The sequence below is a fragment of the Kitasatospora sp. NPDC088742 genome, from assembly GCF_055584905.1.
This window is the reverse complement of record NZ_JBVJLD010000058.1, coordinates 1-17,481: the sequence shown is the minus strand read 5'-3', so window position 1 is coordinate 17,481 and position 17,481 is coordinate 1. Positions and strand designations below refer to the sequence as shown.

The 17,481-nt window shown below is 73.6% G+C and carries 12 protein-coding genes; 2 read left to right on the top strand and 10 right to left on the bottom strand.

The genetic code is table 11. From position 1 onward, the window contains the following. Positions 1–18: 18 nt before the first annotated feature. The 3 genes from ACZ6ZR_RS33095 to ACZ6ZR_RS33085 form a co-directional block, all read right to left on the bottom strand. The gene (locus ACZ6ZR_RS33095; RefSeq protein WP_465648766.1) at positions 19–1,623 is read right to left on the bottom strand and encodes a solute symporter family protein; all 1,605 of its coding nucleotides are present in this window, start codon (positions 1,621–1,623) and stop codon (positions 19–21) included. Beyond that, a complete protein-coding gene (locus ACZ6ZR_RS33090) occupies positions 1,620–1,970 on the bottom strand; it encodes a DUF485 domain-containing protein (RefSeq protein WP_465648764.1) in 351 nt (116 codons plus the stop codon). The genes ACZ6ZR_RS33095 and ACZ6ZR_RS33090 overlap by 4 nt, the downstream gene beginning before the upstream one ends. A gap of 166 nt (positions 1,971–2,136) precedes the next feature. After that, entirely contained in the window at positions 2,137–4,248 is a 2,112-nt protein-coding gene (locus ACZ6ZR_RS33085) for a DNA gyrase/topoisomerase IV subunit B (protein ID WP_465648762.1), read from the bottom strand. A gap of 503 nt (positions 4,249–4,751) precedes the next feature. Between ACZ6ZR_RS33085 and ACZ6ZR_RS33080 the strand changes: the two genes are divergently transcribed. After that, complete coding sequence (locus ACZ6ZR_RS33080; protein ID WP_465648760.1) at positions 4,752–4,982, top strand: DUF7455 domain-containing protein; 231 nt, start codon at positions 4,752–4,754, stop codon at positions 4,980–4,982. 227 nt (positions 4,983–5,209) lie between these two features. On the opposite strand, the gene ACZ6ZR_RS33075 is transcribed toward ACZ6ZR_RS33080, so the two are convergent. The 7 genes from ACZ6ZR_RS33075 to ACZ6ZR_RS33045 form a co-directional block, all read right to left on the bottom strand. Next, the gene (locus tag ACZ6ZR_RS33075) at positions 5,210–6,079 is read right to left on the bottom strand and encodes a S1 family peptidase (RefSeq protein ID WP_465648758.1); all 870 of its coding nucleotides are present in this window, start codon (positions 6,077–6,079) and stop codon (positions 5,210–5,212) included. 209 nt (positions 6,080–6,288) lie between these two features. Next, on the bottom strand, positions 6,289–7,923 hold the full coding sequence (locus tag ACZ6ZR_RS33070; protein WP_465648756.1) for an RNA polymerase sigma factor: 1,635 nt from the start codon (positions 7,921–7,923) through the stop codon (positions 6,289–6,291). 452 nt (positions 7,924–8,375) lie between these two features. Next, positions 8,376–9,245, bottom strand: a complete 870-nt coding sequence (locus ACZ6ZR_RS33065) for a FadR/GntR family transcriptional regulator (RefSeq protein ID WP_465648754.1) — start codon at positions 9,243–9,245, stop codon at positions 8,376–8,378. Positions 9,246–9,472: 227 nt separating this feature from the next. Continuing rightward, positions 9,473–10,276: a hypothetical protein gene (locus tag ACZ6ZR_RS33060; protein WP_465648752.1), complete on the bottom strand. Its 804-nt coding sequence runs from the start codon at positions 10,274–10,276 to the stop codon at positions 9,473–9,475. A gap of 2 nt (positions 10,277–10,278) precedes the next feature. Then, positions 10,279–11,634: an ATP-binding cassette domain-containing protein gene (locus tag ACZ6ZR_RS33055; RefSeq protein ID WP_465648751.1), complete on the bottom strand. Its 1,356-nt coding sequence runs from the start codon at positions 11,632–11,634 to the stop codon at positions 10,279–10,281. Between the two features lie 172 nt (positions 11,635–11,806). Further along, positions 11,807–12,556 carry an NUDIX hydrolase gene (locus tag ACZ6ZR_RS33050; protein WP_396298643.1) on the bottom strand — a complete coding sequence of 250 codons (750 nt, stop codon included), beginning with the start codon at positions 12,554–12,556 and terminating at the stop codon, positions 11,807–11,809. 143 nt (positions 12,557–12,699) lie between these two features. Next, positions 12,700–15,048 carry a glycogen debranching N-terminal domain-containing protein gene (locus ACZ6ZR_RS33045; protein ID WP_465648749.1) on the bottom strand — a complete coding sequence of 783 codons (2,349 nt, stop codon included), beginning with the start codon at positions 15,046–15,048 and terminating at the stop codon, positions 12,700–12,702. Between the two features lie 1,029 nt (positions 15,049–16,077). Between ACZ6ZR_RS33045 and ACZ6ZR_RS33040 the strand changes: the two genes are divergently transcribed. After that, positions 16,078–17,391 carry an alpha/beta fold hydrolase gene (locus ACZ6ZR_RS33040; protein ID WP_465648747.1) on the top strand — a complete coding sequence of 438 codons (1,314 nt, stop codon included), beginning with the start codon at positions 16,078–16,080 and terminating at the stop codon, positions 17,389–17,391. Positions 17,392–17,481 lie beyond the last annotated feature (90 nt).

Genomic DNA, 17,481 nt, shown 5'->3' with positions numbered 1-17,481 from the left:
CCTCGCTCCCTCGCTCCGTCAGGCGGCCCCGGCGCCGGTCAGGGCGCGGACCTCCAACTCGGCGTAGCCGTCCGGGTCGGCGGGCTCGCGGGAGGTGACGGTGCCGAGCCAGCCGGCCAGGAAGCCGACCGGGATGGCGACCAGCCCCGGGTTCTCCAGCGGGAACCAGTGGAAGTCCACGCCCTGGAGGACGGCCGTGCGGGAGCCGGAGACCACCGGGGAGAAGAGCACCAGCAGGACCGCCGTGGTCAGCCCGGCGGCCACCGACCAGACCGCGCCCCGGGTGGTGAAGCGCCGCCAGAACAGGCTGTAGAGCAGGGTCGGGAGGTTGGCCGAGGCGGCCACCGCGAAGGCCAGGCCGACCAGGAAGGCGACGTTCAGCCGCTGGGCGAAGAGGCTGAGCACGATCGCCAGCGCCCCGATCAGCACCGCCGCGCCCCGGGCCACCAGCACCTCCTGACGCGCCGTCACCTCGGCCCCGCCCCGGGCCCGCCGCCAGACCCCGAGGTAGAGGTCGTGGGCGAAGGCGGCGGAGGAGGCCAGCGTCAGCCCGGCCACCACGGCCAGGATGGTGGCGAAGGCGATGGCCGAGATCAGCGCGAAGAGCAGCAGGCCGCCGGTGGAGGAGGCCCCGCCGCCGAGCACCTGGGCGAGCAGCGGGACGGCCGTGTTCCCCGCCGGGTTGTCGGCCCGGACGGCGGCGCTGCCGACCAGCGCGGCCGCGCCGAGGCCGAGCACGATGGCCATCAGGTAGAAGCCGCCGATCAGGCCGATCGCCCAGACCGTGGAGCGCCGGGCGGCCCGGGCAGTGGGCACGGTGTAGAAGCGGGAGAGGATGTGCGGCAGCCCGGCGGTGCCGAGCACCAGGGCCAGGCCGAGCGAGATCAGGTCGAGCCGGCTGGCCGTGGTGGCCCCGTACTTGAGGCCGGGGCGCAGGTAGGCGGAGCCCGCGCCGCTGTGCTCGGCGGCGGAGCGCATCAGCCCGGCCAGGTCGCCCCGGAAGCGGACCAGCACCAGCAGGGTGAGCAGCACCGAACCGGCCACCAGCAGCACGGCCTTGACGATCTGGATCCAGGTGGTGGCCTTCATCCCGCCCACCGTGACGTAGACGATCATCAGCCCGCCGACCGCGACGATCGCCCAGGTCTTAGCCGCCCCGCTGCCGGTGCCCAGCAGCAGCGCGACCAGACTGCCCGCCCCGACCATCTGGGCCACCAGGTAGAGCAGGGAGACCACCACGCTGGCGCTGCCCACGGCGGCCCGCACCGGGCGGCGGCGCAGCCGGACCGCCAGCACGTCGGCCAGGGTGTACTTCCCGGCGTTGCGCACCAGTTCGGCGACCAGCATCAGCACGGCCAGCCAGGCCACCAGGAAGCCGACGCTGTACAGCACCCCGTCGTAGCCGTAGAGCGCGATCAGGCCGGTGACGCCGAGGAAGGAGGCGGCGGAGAGGTAGTCCCCGGAGAGCGCGAAGCCGTTCTGCAGCGGGCTGAACTCCCGGCCGCCGGTGTAGAACTCCTCGGCCGCCTGGCCGCGGCGCCCGGCCCAGAGCGTGATGCCGAGGGTGACCAGCACGATCACGGCGAACAGGCCGACCGCCAACTGGTGCTGGGTGCCGGTCATCGGAGCTGGTCCTGGGTGTCCCAGCGCAGCTCCAGGGCGGCGGCGTCCCGGCTGGTGCGGGCGTGCCGCACGTAGAGCCAGGTGAGCAGGAAGGTGGAGGCGAACTGGAGCAGGCCGAGCAGCCAGGCCACGTTCACCGGCCCGGCCAGCTGGTGCGCCATCAACCCCGGCGCGGCGGCCTGGGCCACCAGGTAGAGCAGGTACCAGCCGAGGAAGGCGGCGGTGGCCGGGAAGACGAAACCCCGGTAGCCGCTGCGGATCCGTTGGAAGGCCTCGCTCTCCTGGACCTCCCGGTACACCTCGGCCTGCGGTCGTGTTGCCCGTTCTCGGACCTGCTGCTGTGCCACGGGCTGCTCCACGATCGGTGTCGGCGCCGGAGGGTGACCCTCCGGTACGCCCGGATCGTTCCAGGATGGGACGGTCCGTCCCGTGCTCGCCGGTGCTTTGCAGATACGTTCACCCAAACAGGTGAGCCCCCGTCAGCTGACGGGGGCTCACTTCGCGTGCGGGGGCTCAGGCGTCGATGCGCGAGCGGTCCATGGTGGCCGCCGAGTCCACGATGAACTCCTTGCGCGGGGCGACGTCGTTGCCCATCAGCAGGTCGAAGACCTTCTCGGCCTGCTCCAGGTCGCCCAGGTTGATCCGCCGCAGGGTGCGGTGGCGCGGGTCCATGGTGGTCTCCGCCAGCTGGTCCGCGTCCATCTCGCCGAGGCCCTTGTACCGCTGCACCGGCTCCTTCCAGCGCTGCCCCTTGCGCTGGAACTCCAGCAGGGTGGAGCGGAGTTCGCCGTCCGAGTAGGTGTAGTGGTACTTGTCCTGGCCGCGCTTGGGGCTGGTCAGCTCGATCCGGTGCAGCGGCGGCACCGCGGCGAACACCCGGCCCTGCTCCACCATCGGCCGCATGTAGCGCTGGAACAGCGTGAGCAGCAGGCAGCGGATGTGCGAACCGTCGACGTCGGCGTCGGCCATGAAGATGACCCGGCCGTAGCGGGCCTGGTCGATGTCGAAGGTCCGACCGGAGCCCGCTCCTATCACCTGGATGATCGAGGCGCACTCGGCGTTCTTCAGCATGTCCGAGACCGAGGCCTTCTGGACGTTCAGGATCTTGCCGCGGATCGGCAGCAGCGCCTGGAACTCGGAGTTGCGGGCCAGCTTGGCGGTGCCGAGCGCCGAGTCGCCCTCGACGATGAAGAGCTCGCTGCGCTCCACGTCGTCGCTGCGGCAGTCGGCCAGCTTGGCCGGCAGCGAGGAGGTCTCCAACGCGGTCTTCCGGCGCTGCGCCTCCTTGTGCTGACGGGCCGCCACCCGGGTGCGGGCGGCCGCCGCGACCTTCTCCAGCACGGCCCGGGCCTGGAGCTTCTCGTCCTTCTTGGTGGAGGCCAGGAAGTTCTTCAACTCCTTGGCCACCACGGCCGCGACGATCCGGTTGGCCGCCGAGGTGCCGAGCACCTCCTTGGTCTGGCCCTCGAACTGCGGCTCGGCCAGCCGGACGGTGACCACCGCGGTGAGACCCTCGGTGGCGTCGTCCTTGGTGACGTCGTCCTCGGCGACCCGCAGCACCTTGGCCGCGCGCAGCGCCTCGTTGACCGTCTTGGCCAGCGAACGCTCGAAGCCGGTGACGTGGGTGCCGCCCTTGGGGGTGGCGATGATGTTGACGAAGGAGCGCAGCGTGGTGTCGTAGCCGGCGCCCCAGCGCAGCGCGATGTCCACCCCGAGCTGGCGGGTGACCTCGGTCGGGGTCATGTGGCCGAGCTCGTCCAGCACCGGGACGGTCTCCTTGAACGAGCCCTCGCCCTGGAGGCGCAGCACGTCGCAGACCGGCTTGTCCGGGGCGAGGTACTCGCAGAACTCCCCGATGCCGCCGTCGTAGCGGAAGGTGTCCTGCTGGACCTTCTCACTCTCCGTCAGACGTTCGTCACGGATCACGATGGTCAGGCCGGGCACCAGGAAGGCGGTCTGCCGGGCCCGGGCGTGCAGGGTCTCCAGGGTGAGCCTGGCTTCCTTGAGGAAGATCTGCCGGTCGGCCCAGTAGCGGATCCGGGTGCCGGTGCGGCCGCGCGGCGCCTTGCCCTTCTTGGTCATCCCGCTGCCGGCCTCGAACGGGGCGTCCGGGCTGAGCTCGGTGAAGATGCCGGGGGTCCCGCGCCGGAAGCTGATCGCGTGGACGTGCCCGCCGCGGTCCACCTCGACGTCCAGCCGGGCCGACAGCGCGTTGACCACCGAGGCGCCGACACCGTGCAGACCACCGGAGGCCGCGTACGAGCCGCCGCCGAACTTGCCGCCGGCGTGCAGCTTGGTCATCACGACCTCGACCCCGGAGAGCCCGGTCTTGGGCTCCACGTCGACCGGGATGCCGCGGCCGTTGTCCTTCACCTCGACCGAGCCGTCCTCGTGCAGGACGACGTCGATCTTGTCGCAGTGCCCGCCCAGGGCCTCGTCCACCGCGTTGTCGATGATCTCCCAGAGGCAGTGCATCAGACCGCGGCTGTCGGTGGAGCCGATGTACATGCCGGGGCGCTTGCGGACCGCCTCCAGCCCCTCCAGGACGAGCAGGTGCCGAGCGGTGTAGTTGGAACCGTCGTCTCCGGCCAGCAGGGCGGACGACGCGGTCGGTTCGGCGCTCACGCGGTGTGCACTCCTCAATGACGTTCTGACTCGTCTTACTTCGGCCCGCTCTCCGGCGGCCGACCCCCACAGTGTTCCCAATGCCTGAGACACATCGGGCCCGGCCTCCGCAGCTTGTACGCGCTGCGCGAACAAGAGCCTGGCCGTTTCCGGCGGCGCCGGAACGCCATCTCCTCCCGCCACCACGGCTCCTGTCGGACCGTCGGCCCCGGGACAGGCGCCGGAGCAGCCGTTATGCAGGCTACCGGTGTCGCGGACGGGGCTTATGCTCCAACCCAGCAGAGGATTATGCTACGCGGACCTCGACCCCCGGCCCGTTCGGGAGTTCGAGCCGAATGGCGAGTCCTGGAAGTCGACAGGCATGAACCGCCGACGCCCTGGGCACGTCCTCATCAACAACACAGCAGAATCCTCAGAGAAGAAAAGCCACGAGCGGGAACGTTTTCGGCCTGGTTGGATGTTGACCCTGGTACGACAGCTCGTCGAGCTAGAGAAGAGGCGACGTGACTACTGTTCTGACCCCTGCGAGCCCGCTCACCGCGGCTGACCGCTGCGACCGCTGCGGCGCCCAGGCCTACCTGCGCGTCGTACTCGCGAGCGGCGGAGAGCTGCTCTTCTGTGCCCATCACGGGCGGAAGTTCGAGCCGGAGCTGAAGAAGCTCGCCGTCGAGATACACGACGAGACCGGTCGCCTCACCGAGACCAGCAACAGCGCCTCCCAAGAAGAGCGCTGAGCCCGAGGGCTCGCACAGGCGGGCCCTGCTGGCTGACCGACGGAGCCGGACGGCACCCCTTCTTCCGGAGGGTGGCCGTCCGGCTCCGCTGTGTTCCGAGCCGGGCGCCGAGTGATGTCCGACGCTCCGTCAGCTCTCCGCCCCGCGCGGAGCTGACGCCGCGTCGGAGCGTGTCCGGCCGGACACGTTCCGCTGTTCCCGCGAGGCCGCCGTGAGCTCGCCGGTGCTCAGATCCGGGAGTGCACCGCATCCGAGACGGCGGCGACCCGGGTGTAGACCCCGGGGTAGCGGGCGTCCGCGCAGCCGGTGCCCCAGGAGACCAGCCCGGCCAGCCGGCCGTGCACCACCAGCGGCCCCCCGCTGTCCCCCTGGCAGGCGTCCTTGCCGCCCTTCTGCTCACCGGCGCAGACCATCACCCGGGGGTCGTACGAGCCGTCCGTGCCGTGCGCGTACGCGTCCCCGCAGACCTGGTCCGAGACGACCGGCACGTCCACCGACCGCAGGGTCCGCGAGTAACTGCCGTTGCCCTGGGTGTCCCCCCAGCCGAAGACGGTGGCCCTGGTGCCCGGCGCGTACGGCTCGGTCTCGCCCTGGTGCAGCAGCTCGATCACCGGGCGGTCGCCCTGGTTCTCGGCCAGCGTGAGCACCGCCACGTCGTTGAGGTTCCGGGAGAAGTCGTACTCGGGGTGCACCCAGACCTCGCGCACCTCCACCTCGCGGCCGGCGCCGGTACGGCCGAGGTCGTCGCGGCCGACGATCACCCGCAGGCCGGGGCGGTTCACCCGCTGGCCGTTGGACTCGTCGTAGAAGCAGTGCGCGGCGGTGGCCACCTTGGTCGGCGAGATCAGCGCGCCGCCGCAGAACTGGCCGGACCGCGCGCTCCCGAACTGCTGACGGCTCGCCAGGGCGACCATCCAGGGCACCTGTTGGGTGCTCACGGTCTGGCCGCCGACGATGCGGCGCTGCGCGTGCGCCGGGCCGGCCGCGCCCAGCGCGATCAGCGGGGCCGGCAGGGAGGCGAGCAGCGCCAGGGCGACCGCCCGGCGGTGGTGGCGACGGGTCGGCGGGGTCGGGCGGGCGTCCGTGATGGGCGGCACCGAGGTCTCCAAGATCGGTCGGCGGACAGCAACCGGCACAGCGTAGTGGAGTGATCACCCACCGTGCGGCCGCCCGCGCCGGGTGTACCCGGACGGGCGACCTGACGCTCCCTCTGCTGACGCAGCGTCTTCCTGCGAACGCCGGAAGGCCCGGAGCGGTGGTGAACCGCTCCGGGCCTTCCGGTGTGCGTGGCTTGCTTCTCCCCGGATCAGTCCAGGTAGTCGCGCAGGACCTGCGAGCGCGAGGGGTGGCGCAGCTTCGACATGGTCTTGGACTCGATCTGGCGGATCCGCTCGCGGGTCACGCCGTAGACCTTGCCGATCTCGTCCAGGGTCTTCGGCTGACCGTCCGTCAGGCCGAAGCGCATCGAGACCACGCCCGCCTCACGCTCGCTGAGCGTGTCCAGGACGGAGTGCAGCTGCTCCTGGAGGAGGGTGAAGGAGACCGCGTCGGCCGGGACGACCGCCTCGGAGTCCTCGATCAGGTCACCGAACTCGCTGTCGCCGTCCTCGCCGAGCGGGGTGTGCAGGGAGATCGGCTCGCGGCCGTACTTCTGGACCTCGATGACCTTCTCGGGGGTCATGTCGAGTTCCTTGGCCAGCTCCTCCGGGGTGGGCTCGCGGCCCAGGTCCTGGAGCATCTGGCGCTGGACGCGGGCCAGCTTGTTGATGACCTCGACCATGTGCACCGGGATGCGGATGGTGCGGGCCTGGTCGGCCATCGCGCGGGTGATGGCCTGGCGGATCCACCAGGTCGCGTAGGTCGAGAACTTGTAGCCCTTGGTGTAGTCGAACTTCTCGACCGCACGGATCAGACCGAGGTTGCCCTCCTGGATCAGGTCCAGGAAGAGCATGCCGCGGCCGGTGTAGCGCTTGGCCAGCGAGACCACCAGGCGGAGGTTGGCCTCCAGCAGGTGGTTCTTGGCGCGGCGGCCGTCCTCGGCGATGATCTCCAGCTCGCGCTTGAGCTTCGGGGCGAGCTTGTCGGCGGCCGAGAGCTTGTCCTCGGCGAACAGGCCGGCCTCGATGCGCTTGGCGAGCTCGACCTCCTGCTCGGCGTTGAGCAGCGGGACCTTGCCGATCTGCTTCAGGTAGTCCTTCACCGGGTCCGCGGTGGCACCGGCGACGGCGACCTGCTGGGCCGGGGCGTCGTCCTCGTCGTCGTCGGAGAGCACGAAGCCCTGGTCCGACTCCTCCTCGGGCGTCTCCGCGCCGGCTTCCTTGTCGGCGGGCAGGGCGGCGTCCTCGAGCAGCTCCTCCTCGCCGAGCAGCTCCTCCCCGCCGTCCTTGGAGGTGGACTTGGTGGCGGCCGTCTTCTTGGCGGCCACCTTCTTGGCGGGGGCGGCGGCCTTCTTGGCCACGGCCTTCTTCGCGGGGGCGGCCACCTTCTTGGCCAGGGCCGCGCGGACCTCGGTGCCCTCGCCGAAGCCCTCGATGGACTCCACCACGCGCACCTCGGCCACCACCGGGGCCGGCGCGGACGAGGTGGCGGACGGCGCGATGCGCACCGGCGGCTTGGTCGGCGCCGACGGGTTACGGGTGGTGACCGTCTTGGCGGCGGCGCGCTTGGTGGTGCTCTTGGTCGCGGCCGCCTTGCGCTTCGCGGCGGACGGCTCCGCCGCGCTGACCATGAGGTCCACACCCTCCTCAATCAGAACCTGATTGAGGCTGCGCATGACGTTCTTCCACTTGGTGACCGGGATCTGGTCCGCCTCGAAAGCCTGACGCACGTCGTCACCGGCGATCTGCCCCTGGGCCTTGCCCCGCTCGATGAGCGCCAGCAGAGCCGCGGACTCGGCGATCTCGGGGGGGAGCGAACGGGATGTGCTGGCCGACACGAACAACCTCTCGGACGATGAGTTAACTCGACACCAGTACCGGCCGCCGAGCCGACGGGAGCGGCCACGCGGCACGCGCGCGGACCCGGATCCGACCGGCTCGGGCTTGGGGACTGGGGTGTGCAGGACGGCAGCGGCGCCGCAGACCAACACAGCATTCTGACACGGTGGTGGTATTCCGGAGCCGCTTCCGCTCCGTACACATCGCCGCCGCTCCTCAAGTGTTACGCATGCCCTTGGTGGCGCCCGTCACACCGGGGCCCCGGGAGGGGCCGGAGCGGGGGTGCCGGGAGGTCCGGGAACGGCCATGGCCCCTCAGCCGCAGGGAAAGGCGGCTGAAGGGCCATTGGGTACCGATGGATTTCCGTGCTCGGATCGTTGTCTTCGGCGCGGGTCAGCGGCCGTGGTGAGCAGCTGTGGTGGGCTGCTCCGGTGAGCAGCTGCGGTGTGCGGCTCCGTCAGTGCTCGCGCGGGGCCGGGACGGAGTGCTCGACCTCCGGGTGGACGGTGAGCAGGGCGCGGATGGCGGCCTCGGCGGCGGTGCCGTCGCCGGTGCCGAGGGCGTCGACCAGGCGGGCGTGCAGGCTGACCGCCGAGTCGGAGGGCCGCTCGCAGGCGGTGGTCGGGCCGCCGGAGACCTGGAGGGCGCAGCCGACGATGCTGGAGAGGTGCTCCAGCATGCGGTTCCCCGCCATCTGCAGCACCAGCGCGTGCAGTTCGATGTCGGCGCGGGCGTAGCTGACCATGTCGCCCTGGGCGGCGGCGTGGCCCATCACGTCGGCCAGCTCGACCAGGCGCTGCTGGACGTCCTCCCGGCCGTGGCCGGCCGCCAGCCGGGCGGCCAGCGGCTCGATCGCCCAGCGCAGCTCGAAGAGCTCGCGGCGCTGCTCGTCGCGCTGCGGGCCGAAGGCGCGCCACTCGATGATGTCCGGGTCCAGCAGGTTCCAGTCGCTGACCGGGCGGACCCGGGTGCCGACGTTCGGCCGGGCGCTGACCAGGCCCTTGGCCTCCAGGACCCGGAGGGACTCGCGGACGACGGTGCGGGAGACCTCGAACCGCTGGCCGATCTCCTCCGGCACCAGCGGGCGGTCGGCGCCCAGGTCACCGGAGACGATCATCTGGCCGAGCTGCTGGACCAGTTGGCCGTGCAGGCCCCGGCCCCGGCTGCTGGTGGTCTTTCGGCCGACCCGCAGGTCGACCTCGGAGCCCTCCCAGCGGGGGGCGGGCGGGGTGGGCCGTTCTGCGTAGGAGAAGCGGTCCAGCTCTCCGGGGGCGACTGCGTCGGAGGAACGAGCTGCGTTCATGGTGGGGTGCGCAAGGGTACTCACAGCTCCTTTGTCGGCGATCGGCGGGCCCGCCTTGAGAATTCTCGTGAAAAGCACACGAAAGGGTGATCGCCCGTGACCGGATAATTGACTTCTTATCAGGCAGAATCCCCCAAATCGACTTGGCGGTGCGGACCTTGGTGACGGGGCGTCACCAAGTCTCCGGCGAGCGGTCGTTCGCCCACCCGCACGAGTGGGTCCGGGGCGCTCCACTGACCCGGGGCGGAGGCTCAGAGCGCGCGACGGCGGAGCTGGGCGAGGACCGCCGCGAGCAGGAGCAGGGCGAGCGGGGCCAGCACCGCGGCGGCGAAGGTGCCGTCCACGGCCGGCACCGCCCCCAGACGCTGCGGGTCGACGCCCCGGACCAGGTCGAGGCCGTACTGGAACGGGAGGAGCTCGCGGGCCTGGGCCGGCCAGCCCCGGCCGCTCCGGCGCAGCAGCAGGGTGAGCGCCGGTTCGAGCAGGGCGGGCACCGCGCACAGGACCAGCAGACCGGCCGCCGCACTCCGGAGCAGCGAGGTAAGCAGCAGCCCGGCCCAGCCGGCCAGCACCGTGAGGCCGGCGAAGAGCGCGAGCGGGCGGAGCAGATCGCCGAAGGCCGCCGCGGACGGGTCGGTGAGCACCCCCGTCCGCGCACCCGGGGCGGCGGCCGCGAGCAGCACGGCCGCGTCCACGGCGACGGTGACGGCGGCCAGCAGCAGCGCCACCGGACCGGTGACGGCCAGCTTCGCGAGCAGCAGCCCGAGCCGTCGGCCGAAGGCGACCCGGCCGGCCACCAGGCCGGGGTGCCGGACCTCGTGGCCGTAGGAGAGCGCGCCGAGGGCACCCGCGCCGAGGGCGGCGATCGGGAGCGGGAGCAGCGGGACGACGGCCGTCAGACAGCGGACGGCGGCGGCCGGACCGAGCTGCCCGTCGGGCAGCTGCCGGGCCAGCACGGCGGCCACCGCCGCGTCGACCAGCAGGACGGCGGCCAGGATCAGCCAGGTGGAGCGGAGGCCGCGCAGGCGGCGCAGCTCGTAGGCCAGTACGCGCACGGTCACTCGCTCCGGGGCTCGGGGGTGGTCTGGGGGTGAGGGGTGGTGGAGGTGGTGGGGACGGTCGGGGTGCCGAAGGCCGGGGCGGCGCCGGGGACTTCGTCACGGAAGAGCTGACGGCCGCTCAGGGTGATGGCGCGTGGGGTGACCCCGGGCTCGGCGGGGCCGGGCGGCCGGGTGGCGCGGGTGGCGCCGACGGGAGCGGAGGAGGAGGCGGTGGGCTCCGCCTGGGTGGGCGCCGGGACGGGGTGGACCCCGGGAGCGACGGGGTGAGCGAGCAGGACGGCGGTCTGCTCCTGGGCCGACTCCGTGTACGCGGAAGGCTGCGGCGACGACGGAGCATGGGCGTTGGCGGCGACCGAGGCGAGGACCGGAGCCGCTCCCGAGGTCGGGGTCGGGGCAGGGGTCGGGTCGGTGGCAACGGGGCCGGGGCCCGGGACGGGGTGGACCTGGCCGGAACGGCCGGAGGCGGCGGGGAGGACCGGGTACGGGACGGGCTGCTCGACCACCCGGTCGGCCAGCTCGTGCAGCAGGATGCCGTTGCGGTAGGCGAGTTCACCGATCTCGGTCCGGGTCAGGCCGCTCACCGCGAGGCCGGTTCCCCCGTCGCGGCGGACCTGGTGGCCCTGCTCGGTCAGCAGGTCGGCCAGCCGGGCCATCTGCGGGCCGCGGACCGAGACCTCCGGGTGCAGACGGGTGCGGCGGAACTCGGAGACCGGCTGGTCGGCCACCAGGCGGCCCTGATCGAGCGTCACCACCCGGTCGGCCAGGGCGGCGGCCTCCTGCGGGGTGCGGGTGGTGACCAGGACGGTGCCGCCGGAGACGCCGAAGGAGCGCAGGAAGGAGTGGAACCACTCGATGTTGCGCGGGGAGAGTCCCTCGGTCGGCCCGTCCAGCAGCAGGGTGCCGGGCGAACCGAGCAGGGCTGCGGCCAGGGCGAGACGGCGGTGCATGCCGGGCGAGAAGGAGTGCAGGCGGTGGCCGGCGACACCGGCCAGCCGGGTCTGCTCCAGGAGTTCGTCGGCCCGGGAGGCCGGTACGCCCGCGGCGGCGGCCAGCATCCGCAGGTGGGACCGGGCCCGCATGCCCGGGTGACCGCTGCCGCTCCCGTCCTCGGGCAGCAGCACGCCGACCTCGCGCTCGGGGTGGCGGAGCCTCCGGTACGTCCGGCCGCTGAAGAGCGTGATGCCCTGGCCCCGCTCCAGCTCGACCATCAGCCGCAGTGCGGTGGTCTTGCCGGCTCCTTCGGCGCCGAGCAGGGCGGTGACCACACCGGGGCGGGCGTCGAAGGTGAGGTCGAGGAGGGCCGGGGGGCGGCCCCGGCGGTAGACCTTGGTCAGTCCGGTGATCTGGATCATCGCTGCCTGCTCCTGTCTCGGCCGACCGGGCAGCGGAGCTCTTGCGCCCCGCTGGAGCACAGTAGGGCGAGCAGGCAGGGAAATCGGGCATTACGGACGTGGAGCGGGCGGCGTGGCCGCCCACCTCACTCGATCAGGGGACAGTCCGCGCACGGAGCCCGGTGGCCGCGGCTCAGGACTCCGGGCGGAGCATCGGCGGGTTGAGGACCGTGGCGCCGCCGGCCTTGAACAGCTGGGCGGGGCGGCCGCCCTGACGGGTCGTCGTGCCGCCGGTGGGCAGCAGGAAGCCGGGGGTGCCGGTGACCTTCCGGTGGAAGTTCCGGGGGTCGAGGACCACGCCCCAGACCGCTTCGTAGACCTGGCGGAGCTCGCCGACGGTGAACTCCGGCGGGCAGAAGGCGGTGGCCAGCGAGGAGTACTCGATCTTCGAGCGGGCCCGCTCCACGCCGTCGGCGAGGATCTTCCCGTGGTCGAAGGCGAGCGGCACGCCCTCGGCCGGGCTGGGACCGAGCAGGTCGCCGACCGGCGCCCAGCGGGCGCCGCTGGCGTCGCCGCCGGGGCGGGGCGTCGGCAGGTCGGGGGCCAGGGCGAGGTGGGCCACGCTGACCACCCGCATGCGGGGGTCGCGCTGCGGGTGCCCGTAGGTCGCGAGCTGCTCCAGGTGGGCCCCGACCGTGCTCGGGCCCTGGCCGGGGGCGGAGAGGGCGCGCAGGCCGGTCTCCTCGGCCAGTTCGCGGGAGGCCGCCTCGGCCAGGCCCTCGTCCAGGCGGACGAAGCCGCCGGGCAGTGCCCAGTAGCCCTGGAACGGCGGCTCGCCCCGGCGGACGAGCAGGGCACAGAGCGCGTGCTCCCTGACCGTCAGCACCACCAGGTCGACCGTGACAGCGAACGGGGGGAAGGCCGACGGGTCATAGCGAGACATGGCGACGATCATAGTCGTCTCTCTGACGATAAGCACAGGGCCCGAACGAGGGTCCATCAGATCGTGCTCCGTCCACGGAGGAACGGGGCCGGGCGGTGCCGGCAGCGGGCCCCGCGAGCCTCACGGCGCGCCGGGCCCCGGCCTCAGCGGGTGCCCAGCTGGAGCGTCGGTGAGGCCTCCTCCACGACCGCGACGCCGATCCGGCTGATCCGCACCGAGAAGGGCTCGCCGGCCACCCGCAGCCCTCCGAGCTCCAGCTCGCCCAGCGGGGCGGTGCTGGCCGGACGGACGGTGACCCGGCCCGACGGGACGTCAGGCCGGACCCCGGCCAGGCCCGCGACCAGGTACACGGCCGCGGCGGAGGAGAGTGCCGCCGGGCGGCAGGCGGACGGGTGCGGCACCGGCGGGCAACCGGCAACCCGCTGCTCGCCCGCGTACATCTCGGGCAGCCGCCCCTCGAAGTGGGTGGAGGCGTCGAGCAGACCCTCCAGCAGTATTCCGGCCTCCCGCTCGAACCCGGCCTCGGTCAGGCCGACCACCGCGAGCGCCGTCTCGTGCACCCGGACCGCCCCGCTCCGGTGCCCGAGGGGGTTGAACCGGGGCGACCTAGCGCTGAGCGTGCGCAGGCCCCAGCCGCAGTCGAACTCCGGGGTGACCAGGCGCTGGGCCAGCACCCTGGTCTGCTCGCGGTCGAGCAGACCAGGGTGGCGGTCACCCTCGGCGGCCAGGCCGAGGTCCAGCAGGTGGACGAAGGAGGAGGCGACGGCGGGCAGCGGCCGGTCGGGAGCGAGCAGGGCCGCCGCCGGGCGGCCGCCCGACAGGTCGTCGATCCAGAACTGCTCGCGGAACCGCTCCCGCAGCCCGGCCGCCCAGGACCGCCACTCCGCGGCACCGGGACGGCCGAAGGCCTCCAACAGCTCGGCCCCGTGCAGGGCCGCCCGGTGGGCCTGGGCCTGCACCTCGCAGCGGGCGGGCACCGGTCTGGCCGCCCGCTCCTCCGGGGACCGGCCCAGGTCGGTCACGAAACCGACCGGGCCCGGCAGGGCGCCTTCGGCCTCCGCGCCCGCGGAACCCCCGTGGAGAAGGCCGGCTGACGGGCCGCCGGCTGACGCACCGTCCGCCCCGGCGGTGGCCGGGGCGTCGGTGACGTTGCTCCGCAGTGCGGCCAGGGCCCGCTCGGCGGCGGGCAGCAGCTCGGCCACCTCCTGGCGGGGCAGGCCCCAACGCCACGCCTCCGCCAGCACGGTGACGAAGAGCAGGGTGGCCTCGGTCGCGGTGCAGGAGGGCGGCAGCTCGGGCCCGCCGTGCCGGAGCGGGCCGGGGATCACCCCGGCCTGCGGACCGGTGGCCGCCTGGCGGCGGGCCAGGGCGCGGAGCGTTCCGGCGGCGAGCCGGGTGCCGAGCGGCAGGGTGAGCCGGGCCGCCCAGAGCGCGTCGGCGGCGGTCAGCCCGAACCGCCAGGGCGCGCCGGAGACGGCGTACAGGTCGGTGGGCCGGTCGGCGTCGGCGATCAGCAGACCGCCGAGGGCGTCCAGGGAGCGCGCCACGAGCGGACCCGTCCGGGTGTCGTCGCAGCGGACCTCGGGCTCCGACCAGGGCAGCGGCACTCCGGGGCCGCGGCCCGTGGGCGGGCGCGGACCGGCCTGGGCGGAGGTCTCCAGGGTGGTGCTCAGCTCGACCGACCAGCGGGCGCCGGGCTGCACCTCCAAGTCCCAGCGCAGCACACCCGCTCCGGCCAGCACGGCGTGCGGCGACGGCCGGGCCGCCACGGTAGCGCTGTGCTGGGGGCCGACCCAGCGCAGACCGGCCGATTGGACCTGCCCCGGCAGGTCCGCCAGGCGCTGGCCGGCCGAGATCTCGGCGAGCTGGCCGAGGTCGGTGCCGAGGGTGATCTCCAGCGGTATCCGGGCGGGCCTGCTCCCCGTGTTCCGCACCGTCACGGTCTCGACGCCGTTGGCGTGACGGAGCCGTTCGACCGTCAGGGCCGGGTCGGGGTCAGGGTCTCCGGGGACCCGGACGGCGCCGATGAAGCGGGCCTCCGCCGCCGAGGTCAGCGTGCCCTGGAGGGGCAGCGGCTCCATCCCGCCGAGGCGCAGCTCCATCCGGGCAAGGGTGCGGACGCCCGAACGGTAGAAGCCGTGCAGGGCCTGGCCACGGAGCTGACCGTCCAGGCCGGAGAGGGCCATCGCCGGGGCACTGACGCAGAGGACGGTGGCGTGGGTGGCGGCCGGCTGCGGGCGGAAGGGGGCGGACGCACGCGGCGCCCCGGCCGCTCCCGGCGGCGGGACCGGGGTCCCGCCGGGCGGCGTGTGTGACAACCCGCCAGGACCGGCAGGCCCGGCGGGAGCGGCAGGGCCAGCGGGGCCGCCGGCGGGACTGCCGAAGAATCCGCCGGGAGCCGTGCCCGGCGGGGGGCCGTAGGGCGATCCGGGGGCGCCGGGCGGTGTGTGCGGCAGCCCGATGGCGGGGGTGCCGATCCCGGCGCCGGGCATCGGGGCGGCCTGGTGCTCCGGGTGGGGAGGTACGGTCCTCGACGGGGTGTCAGCGGGTGCGCCGTAGGCGGACGGTGGGCCCCACGGTGAGGCCGCGGGCGCGGCCGGGGCAGCAGACCGGGGTGCGCCGGAGAAGGGGGCGGAGGAGACCGGCGGAGTTGCGCCGGGGGCGCGCGGGGGTACGTCGTACCCCCCTGCCGGTGGTCCGAAGGACGGAGCGGCCGACCCGGCGCCCGGCCGGCCGGCACTCGCCGCCGCGGTGGCGAACGAGGATGCCGCGCCTTCGGCCCCGGCAGAAGTCGGGGCGGGGGCGGGAGCTGACGGTGCGGCAGACCCGATGGTGGGCGGTGCGTCCCGCAGCGGCCTCGGGTCGTTCACCTGACTCTCCTTCTTCGACCGGGCGACGGCGGTGCTGCCGGTCGGCCGGATATGTCCTCGATCACGGTCTGGTGCTGCTTGCTCGTGCCACCGGGCGGGCAGCCCGTCGGCAGGTCGGCCGGAGCCGGTGGGGCGCGGCGCTCCCCCGCGCCGGGCCCTGCTCCCGGTGGCCGGTCCTTGGTGCCCGGCCGGACGCCAGGGCGGCGGTACGGTCGGACGCGGCCCCGACGGGGCCACCGGCGCGGCCCGTCGGCGCGGGGACGGCGGGCTTCCCACGGGTGGTGCCGCCGGTCGAGTGCGTGCTCCGGCCCGGGCCACCCGGGACGGCCGTGGCGCCGGCCGTACGAATCCGGTCGGGACCGGCGGTCGCGGGTGCCGCCCAGCAGATTGAACGCACCGCCCCTCCCCCAGGTCACGCCGTACCGGTCCGTGGACAGGTCTTCCCTGGTCGGCCGCTCCCCGCACATCCCCCGGTGGTGCGGACGGCGACGGCTCCCCGTGCGGTGCCGGTGCGGCTCGCGCCTGCCGTTCCGCCGTCCGGTCACTCCCTGCCCGCGTCAGGATACGGTGCGAGGGCAACGGCGGGCGCACCGGGAACACCGTGGACGCCCGCCGCTGAGCGTCTGTGACCAGCACGTACCGAGGAGTTGTATGTCCACCCCCAGCCGGCTGCCCGGGACCGTCACCACCGACCACGTCTTCCGCGTCCCGCTCGACCACCAGGCGCCCGAGGGAGAGCAGATCGAGGTGTACGCCCGCGAGGTGGTCGCCTCCGGCCGTGAGCACGACGAGCTCCCGTGGCTGCTCTTCCTCCAGGGCGGGCCGGGCGGCAAGGCCAACCGCCCGATCGGCCGGGACGGCTGGATCGACCGCGCCCTGGACGACTACCGCGTGCTGCTGCTCGACCAGCGCGGCACCGGCCGGTCCACCCCCGCCACCCGGCAGACTCTGGCCCGGCGCGGCGGCCCCCGCGAGCAGGCCGACTACCTCACCCGCTTCCGGGCCGACTCGATCGTCCGGGACGCGGAGCTGATCCGCCGTCAGCTGCTCGGCGAGGCGGGCCGGTGGAGCCTCCTGGGGCAGAGCTACGGCGGCTTCTGCACCCTCACCTACCTCTCGATCGCCCCCGAGGGCCTGCGCGAGGCCTTCGTGACCGGCGGCCTGGCCGGGCTGCGCAGCTCCGCCGAGGACGTCTACCGGGCGGCCTACCCCCGGACCGCCCGGAAGAACAGGGCCTACTACGCGCGCTACCCGCAGGACGTGGCGGCGGTGCGGCGGATCGCCGCCCACCTGGTCGAGCGGCCGGCCGAACTGCCGGACGGCGGGCTGCTCACCGTGCAGGCCTTCCAGGGCCTCGGGATGCTGCTGGGCACCGGCAGCGGCGCGCACGTGCTGCACTACCTGCTGGAGGAGGCCTGGGTGGAGGGGACGGAAGGGCCGGTGCTCTCGGACACCTTCCTGGCCGGGGTGCAGTCCCACCTCTCGTTCGCGCAGGGGCCGCTCTACGCGGTGATGCACGAGTCCATCTACGGGCAGCGCTCGGTGGACGCCGGCGGGACGGAGTGGGCGGCGGAGCGGGTGCGCAAGGAGTTCCCCGAGTTCGACGCCGAGGCGGCGCTGAGTGGTGGTCAGGCCGTCTTCTTCACCGGGGAGATGATCTACCCCGCGCTGTTCGACACCGACCCGGCACTGCGGCCGCTGCGGGAGACCGCGCAGCTGCTCGCCGAGCGGACGGACTGGCCCGACCTCTACGACCCGGCCCGGCTGGCAGCCAACCAGGTGCCCGTGGTGGCGGCCGTCTACCACGACGACATGTACGTGGACACCGCCGACTCTCTGGCCACGGCGGACGCGGTGACCGGCACCCGGGCCTGGGTCACCAACGAGTGGGAGCACGACGGGCTCCGGGTGAGCGGTGGCGCGGTGCTCGACCGGCTGATCAGGATGGCGCGCGGGGAGGTCTAGTGCCGTGCCCGGCAAGGTTTGCCCCGTCGCGTCGTTCGGTGCGTGCTGTCGGCGTGCCGGGCGAAGGCCCGTCGTAGCGGAGCTACCCGG

What these genes read in the sequence shown, in the direction of transcription:
- ACZ6ZR_RS33095 (WP_465648766.1), bottom strand. Translation starts at nt 1,623, where the DNA reads ATGACCGGCACCCAGCACCAGTTGGCGGTCGGCCTGTTCGCCGTGATC.
- ACZ6ZR_RS33055 (WP_465648751.1), bottom strand. Translation starts at nt 11,634, where the DNA reads ATGATCCAGATCACCGGACTGACCAAGGTCTACCGCCGGGGCCGCCCC.
- ACZ6ZR_RS33050 (WP_396298643.1), bottom strand. Translation starts at nt 12,556, where the DNA reads ATGTCTCGCTATGACCCGTCGGCCTTCCCCCCGTTCGCTGTCACGGTC.
- ACZ6ZR_RS33045 (WP_465648749.1), bottom strand. Translation starts at nt 15,048, where the DNA reads ATGCCCGGCGCCGGGATCGGCACCCCCGCCATCGGGCTGCCGCACACA.
- ACZ6ZR_RS33040 (WP_465648747.1), top strand. Translation starts at nt 16,078, where the DNA reads ATGTCCACCCCCAGCCGGCTGCCCGGGACCGTCACCACCGACCACGTC.